Origin of the sequence: Chryseobacterium sp. C39-AII1 (genome assembly GCF_039672645.1) — a bacterium.
GTDB lineage: Bacteria > Bacteroidota > Bacteroidia > Flavobacteriales > Weeksellaceae > Chryseobacterium.
Genome location: NZ_JBDFPQ010000017.1, coordinates 63436 through 70319, shown reverse-complemented (window position 1 = coordinate 70319; position 6884 = coordinate 63436). Strand labels below are relative to the sequence as shown.

Here is a 6884-nt window from a genome sequence, read left to right as displayed (position 1 = left end):
CGGCTAAAAGACGAATCGCGATGGAACTAAGGGATATGATTACTGCCATATTAATCATCTTTGCCGGAGGGAATCCAGATAAAGTTTTTAAAACTTAAATGGTCGGAATTTCTTCCGACCAAGACTACAGCTTCGCTGCCGCGCCGAACCCCCAAAAATAAAAAATAGCGAGTGCGGAGAGCTGGAAATAGCTTCTAAAAAAAGAAAAACCGATCAAAACGACCGGCTTTCTCAATTTTCTATATTGTGAAATTACTTTTTATCCTGTAATTTGCTGTAAATATTATGAATCAATCCGTCAGCCACAGAGATTTTCGGAACAAAAATTCGGTTGATTTCTGACCATGACATCACGTTGTTGAAAATTTTCAATGCATGAACCAAAACATCAGCTCGGTCTTCACGCATATTATATTTTGTCATTCGCTCATCTACAGAAAGATGGTCGAATTCTTTATACACTTTTTTCAGGTGAGTAAGCGACATCGGTTTTCCGTCTTTGGTTTTGCTCATGGAGAAAACTTTGTTGATATTTCCGCCTGAACCAATGGCCAAAATTGGTTTTTTACTATTGATATTCTTTCTGATTTCCTCTTTCATTTCCTGCCAGTTATTCGGAGTTACCAAATTATTAAGCAATCGAATAGTCCCGATATTGAAAGATTTTTCATATTTCATTTTACCGTTTTCGTAGAAAGTAAGCTCGGTAGAACCACCGCCAACATCTACATACAAATAGGCAAATTCTTTATCAAGCCCTTCTGCAACATGATTTTCAAATACTAAAGTTGCCTCTTCGTCTCCAGAAATAATTTCAATTTCAATTCCTGAGGTTTTCTTTACTTCTTCAATAATGCTTTTTCCGTTGGATGCATCGCGCATCGCACTCGTCGCACAGGCTCTGTAATGGTCTACTTTATAGATTTTCATCAGATCGCTAAAGATCTTCATAGAATCCAGCACCATTTTTTCTCTTTCTTCACCAATCTTTCCGTGGGTAAATACGTCCATACCCAGCCTCAAAGGGATCCTTAAAAGATTAAGCTTAATAAATTCCGGTTGTTTGTTATTTATTTTAACTTCATTGATTAAAAGTCTGGCTGCATTACTCCCAATGTCGATGGCTGCGATTTTCATTTTGCTTTCGTTTTACCTTTTAAATATTTGTATGTTTCAATTTGAGAGCGACATTTTTCTTTGTCGTTGCTGATGTATTCGTTGCTCAGTTTTTTATCTAAGATACGGGCTTTTACATTATCACGAAGCTGAATATCTAAGATATCTTTCAGTTCTTTTTTAAGATTTTTATCTGTTATCTTGGCGGCTGCTTCAATTCTGTAATCCAAATTTCTTGTCATCCAGTCGGCGGAAGAAATATACATATCTTCAGAACCTTTGTTGTAAAAATACATCACTCTCGCGTGTTCCAAGTATTCGTCAACAATGCTAATGGCCTTTATTTTTTCCTTAAACTCTTTTTGGTTTACGGCACAGTAAATTCCTCTCACAATCATTTTTACCACCACTCCGGCAATAGCTGCTTCGTACAATTTTTCGATCAAAGCCCTGTCGCTTACAGAATTAGCCTTGATAATCATCTCTGCTTTTCTTCCGGCTTTTGCTTCTTCAATCTCTTTATCGATATGGTGAACGATCTTTTCACGCATGAATTGAGGGCAAACTAATAAATTTTTACAAGTTTTCAAAACGGGAAGGTAATCTTCTTTCGGTTTTTTTAATACATTGAAGACTTTATTAATGTCTGCCATAATGCCTCGGTCAGAAGTCATGATCAAATGATCGCCATAAATACGGGCGGTTTTTTCATTAAAATTTCCGGTACTTACAAAACCATACTGTATGGTTTTATTATGAGCTCTCTTTTTAATGATACACAATTTGGCATGTACTTTTTTCTCGGGAAGTCCGATTAAAACTGTAATTCCTTCGGGCTCGAACATTTCTTTCCACTCCAAATTAGATTCTTCATCAAATCTTGCCTGAAGTTCCAGCATCACCGTTACTTCTTTACCATTTCTAGCCGCATAGATCAACGCATTGCTGATTTTTGAATTGCTTGCTAAACGATACGCTGTAATTTGAATCGATTTTACATCAGGATCCATCGCCGCTTCACGAAGAAGATCGATCACCGGATTGTACTTATGATAAGGAAAAGTGAGCAAAACATCGTGTTTTAAAATAACATCAGTTACTCTTTCGCCATGTTCAAAAGCCGGATGGGTGAAAGAAGTTCTTTCAACAGGACGTTCATATTTTTCAAAAACATCAGGAAAATCCATGAAATGTTTGAAATTATGAATCTTTCCGCCCGGAATAATGCTGTCTTTCTTGGTTAAATTCAATTTTCGGATAAGCAATTCAAGCAAAGCTTTGTCCATGTCTTTATCGAAGACGAAACGCGTCGGTTTTCCTTTTCTTCGGTTTTTTAAACCTTTTTCAATTTTTTCTGCGAAATTGGTTCTGATGTCATTATCCAGATCCATTTCTGCATCTTTCGTGACTTTAAAAGCATTAGCTGAAAATTCATCATATCCAAAATAGGAAAAAATATGCGGAAGATTAAAAGTAATCACATCTTCCAGAAGCATCACGTTTTTCTCTTCAGGATCTTCGGTTGGAAGCAAAACAAATCGCCCGACAAAACGCGACGGAATTTCAATAATTGCATAATTGCTGGAATATTGCCAGTCTTTTTTCCTCATCGCCACGCCCAAATAAAGACTTTTGTCTCTGTAATAAGGCATTGGCGTGTTTTCGTGAAGTAAAATCGGGATCACATTAGATTCCACCACTTCATCAAAATAAGTTCTTACAAACTCTTTCTGTTTTGCCGTTAAGTTTTTTGAAGTTTTAATATAAACCTTATGCTCAGCCATTTCGCTCTGGATTTTTTTCCAGGTTTTATCGAAATTCTGCTGCTGGCTGATTACAATGTCATTGATTTTCTGAAGGATTTTGGAAGGCGGCTGATAAAATGATTCCGCGATTACTTTTTCCTTAAAATCCATCGCACGTTTTAATCCTGCAACCCGCACTCTGAAAAATTCATCTAAATTGTTGGAAAATATTCCCAAAAATCTGATTCTTAAATGCAACGGAACTTTTTCGTCCATAGCCTCCTGCAAAACCCTCTCGTTAAAGGCAAGCCAGGTAATATCTCGCGGATTAAAATGTAATGACATTCGTTAGTTTATATTTTATCAAAAATAATGATTCATCGCGTCTTACAGGACTTTTTAACGTTAAGGTTTAATTAAATTTTAATATGTTAAATCGTTTGTGATTGCATGAATTTTAATTTTCCATTGTAATTGACTAAAGTTATTAAAAATCGATGAAAAAGTTAAAGTTTGATTAATATTTTTATATGATTCAAAATAATTAATTTATACGGGTGATTTATTTGTATTTAAGGTATTTTAAATGGTAAAAAATCAATTATATTTGAATCATAAAAATACAATAAATCAATAAATGATGAAAAAATATTTACTTTTATTAGTGGGTGTTCTTGGTGTGAATACCTATGCACAAAGAAGTTGCTCAACAGATCAAAAAATGAAAGCGTTTTTTGAAAAAAATCCTCAGGCTCTTGCAAGAAAAGCAGATCTAAGAAATTTCCTGACGAGTAAAAATAATGTAAAAAAATCTACTCAAACAGTTGTTACAGTTCCTGTTGTGGTGCACGTTATTTATAAAAATCCTAATCAAAATGTGTCCGATGCTCAGATTGCTTCTCAGATTGCCGTTTTGAATCAGGATTTCAGAAAACAAAATTCTGATTTTAGTAGTGTTGTACCTCCTGTATTCCAGCCAATGGGGGCAGATTTAGAACTAGCATTCTGTATGGCAACGAAAAAACCAGATGGATCTCCCACTAATGGAATTGAAAGAAAATCAGTGGCCTCTAGCTTTGATTTTGAAAATGATTATTATGAATCCAACGGAATGTCTGCCTGGGATCCTACAAAATATCTTAATATTTGGGTAGGTGAATTGCCTGATGGACTTTTAGGTTGGGCATATTTACCAGATGCTGCCGGAGAAAACTATGATGGTTTAGCAATTGGATACCAGTATTTTGGGACAACTGGATCTGCAGTAGCTCCTTTTAATAAAGGCAGAACTGCAACTCATGAAATTGGGCATTATTTCGGTCTCGATCACCCGTGGGGAGACGGCAATTGTACAACAGATGATGGCTGTGCAGACACTCCAGCGACGTTTGATGCTTATTATAACAGCCCTGTATTCCCAGATAATACATATACTTGTGTAACGGTGCCTACAGGAGCAATGTTTATGAATTATATGGATTATGTTGATGATGCAAACATGGCTCTTTTTACCAACGATCAGAAAACCATTACTCAAAATACGATGATTGGGCCACGAGCAAGTTTATTAAATTCCAATGCTTGTGCTGTATTGGCTGTTGGCGAGGTAGAAAAAGCGAATTCTATTAATATCTTCCCAAATCCTACCAGTCATTATATTTCTATCGCTTCTCCTTTAGCTGCAGTTGATGAAGTTGAAATCTTTAATTCGGAAGGTAGACTGGTGAGAAAAGCATTTATTAAAAATGAAACTGACAAAATAGATATAAAAGATCTTGCAAACGGCGTGTACTATGTCAGAACGTACAATGACCGAAATTTTGTTAAGTCTATGAAATTCATTAAGAAGTAGGTTATCTTATTTCTCGTATTTGTGTTTTTAAACCCCGATAAAATCGGGGTTTTTTATTTTATATGTCAATTTGTCATAAAAAAATGAATGGTACAGATATTGAGAAATACTGAATGTAAATTAATTTAAAAATTAGAAAAAATATAAATATTATGAGTAAAATAATTGGAATTGACTTAGGAACAACCAACTCTTGTGTTGCTGTGATGGAGGGTAAAGACCCTGTTGTTATTCCTAACGCAGAGGGAAAAAGAACGACTCCTTCTATTGTAGCATTTACAGAAGATGGTGAAAGAAAAGTAGGAGATCCTGCAAAAAGACAGGCTGTAACGAATCCAACAAAAACTGTTTACTCTATCAAAAGATTTATCGGGACTCACTTTAAAGATGATGCTTCTGAAATCACAAGAGTACCTTATAAAGTAGTATCTGGACCAAACGATACTGTAAAAGTAAAAATCGACGATAGAGAATATACTCCACAGGAAATTTCTGCAATGACGCTTCAGAAAATGAAGAAAACTGCTGAAGATTATCTTGGACAAGAAGTTACAAGAGCGGTAATCACTGTTCCTGCATACTTCAACGATGCACAAAGACAAGCTACTAAAGAAGCGGGTGAAATCGCGGGTCTTAAAGTAGAAAGAATTATCAACGAACCAACTGCTGCTGCGTTAGCTTATGGTTTAGATAAGTCTCATAAAGATCAAAAAATTGCTGTGTATGACCTTGGTGGTGGTACTTTCGATATCTCTATCTTAGATTTAGGTGATGGTGTATTTGAAGTATTGTCTACAAACGGAGATACACACTTAGGAGGTGATGACTTTGATGATGTGATTATTAACTGGATGGCTGATGAGTTCAAAGCTGAAGAAGGTGTTGACTTAAAATCTGATGCGATTGCATTACAAAGATTAAAAGAAGCTGCTGAAAAAGCAAAAATCGAATTATCTTCTTCTCCACAAACTGAAATCAACCTTCCATATATTACAGCTACAGCTACAGGTCCTAAGCACTTAGTGAAGACTTTAACTAAAGCTAAATTCGAGCAATTATCTGCAGATCTGGTAAGAAGATCTATGGAGCCGGTTGCTAAAGCATTGAAAGATGCAGGTTTATCTACTTCAGATATCGACGAAGTAATCTTGGTAGGTGGTTCTACAAGAATCCCGATCATCCAGGAAGAAGTAGAAAAATTCTTCGGTAAAAAACCTTCAAAAGGTGTTAACCCGGATGAGGTTGTAGCAATTGGTGCAGCTATCCAAGGAGGTGTATTAACAGGTGATGTAAAAGACGTTCTTTTATTAGATGTTACGCCACTTTCTTTAGGTATCGAAACTATGGGTTCTGTTTTCACTAAATTAATTGAAGCAAACACTACAATCCCAACTAAGAAATCTGAAGTATTCTCTACTGCTTCTGACAACCAGCCAGCTGTAAGCATTAGAGTAGGACAGGGTGAAAGATCTATGTTCAACGATAACAAAGAAATCGGTAGATTCGACCTTCAGGATATTCCACCAGCGCCAAGAGGAGTTCCTCAAATCGAAGTTACTTTCGATATCGATGCAAATGGTATCCTAAGTGTTTCTGCTAAAGATAAAGGTACAGGTAAAGAGCAGTCTATCAAAATTCAGGCGTCTTCAGGTCTTTCTGACGAAGAAATCGAAAGAATGAAAAAAGAAGCTCAGGAAAACTCTGCGGCAGATGCTAAGAGAAAAGAAGAAGTTGAAATCTTCAACAAAGCTGACGGATTGATCTTCCAGACTGAAAAACAATTGAAAGAATTCGGAGAGAAACTTTCTGCTGACAAAAAAGCGGCAATTGAAGCAGCTCATGCAGAATTGAAAACAGCTTTTGAAGCTAAAAATTCGGATGATGTAAAAGCTAAAACTGAAGCTTTAGATGCAGCTTGGATGGCAGCTTCAGAAGAATTATACGCAGCTGGACAAGGTGCTGAAGGTGCGAACGCAGGAGCTCAGAATGCTGGAAATGCAGGTGGAGCAGAAGATGTACAAGATGCAGATTTTGAAGAGGTTAAATAGTTATTGAGTAATAACAATTAACAAAATATAGAAAATTCCCATAGACAAAGGTTTGTGGGGATTTTTGTTTTTATATGCTATCCAATTCGTTTTGTTTAAAATAAGTACAGAAGATCAATTTAC

The 6884-nt window shown here is 36.0% G+C and carries 4 protein-coding genes; 2 read left to right on the top strand and 2 right to left on the bottom strand.

Annotated features, from left to right (window positions below; translation table 11 throughout):
• Window positions 1–252: 252 nt before the first annotated feature.
• Together ABEG63_RS18930 and ppk1 are read right to left on the bottom strand one after the other, a co-directional pair.
• On the bottom strand, window positions 253–1137 hold the full coding sequence (locus tag ABEG63_RS18930) for an exopolyphosphatase (RefSeq protein ID WP_312393872.1): 885 nt from the start codon (window positions 1135–1137) through the stop codon (window positions 253–255).
• On the bottom strand, window positions 1134–3206 hold the full coding sequence (ppk1, locus tag ABEG63_RS18925) for a polyphosphate kinase 1 (RefSeq protein WP_267401613.1): 2073 nt from the start codon (window positions 3204–3206) through the stop codon (window positions 1134–1136). Before ppk1 ends, ABEG63_RS18930 begins: the two co-directional genes overlap by 4 nt.
• A gap of 295 nt (window positions 3207–3501) precedes the next feature.
• On the opposite strand from ppk1, the gene ABEG63_RS18920 reads away from it, so the two are divergent.
• Window positions 3502–4713 carry a M43 family zinc metalloprotease gene (locus ABEG63_RS18920; protein WP_346586897.1) on the top strand — a complete coding sequence of 404 codons (1212 nt, stop codon included), beginning with the start codon at window positions 3502–3504 and terminating at the stop codon, window positions 4711–4713.
• A gap of 152 nt (window positions 4714–4865) precedes the next feature.
• Window positions 4866–6761, top strand: coding sequence for a molecular chaperone DnaK (dnaK, locus tag ABEG63_RS18915; RefSeq protein WP_267401608.1), 1896 nt, complete (start codon window positions 4866–4868; stop codon window positions 6759–6761).
• Window positions 6762–6884 lie beyond the last annotated feature (123 nt).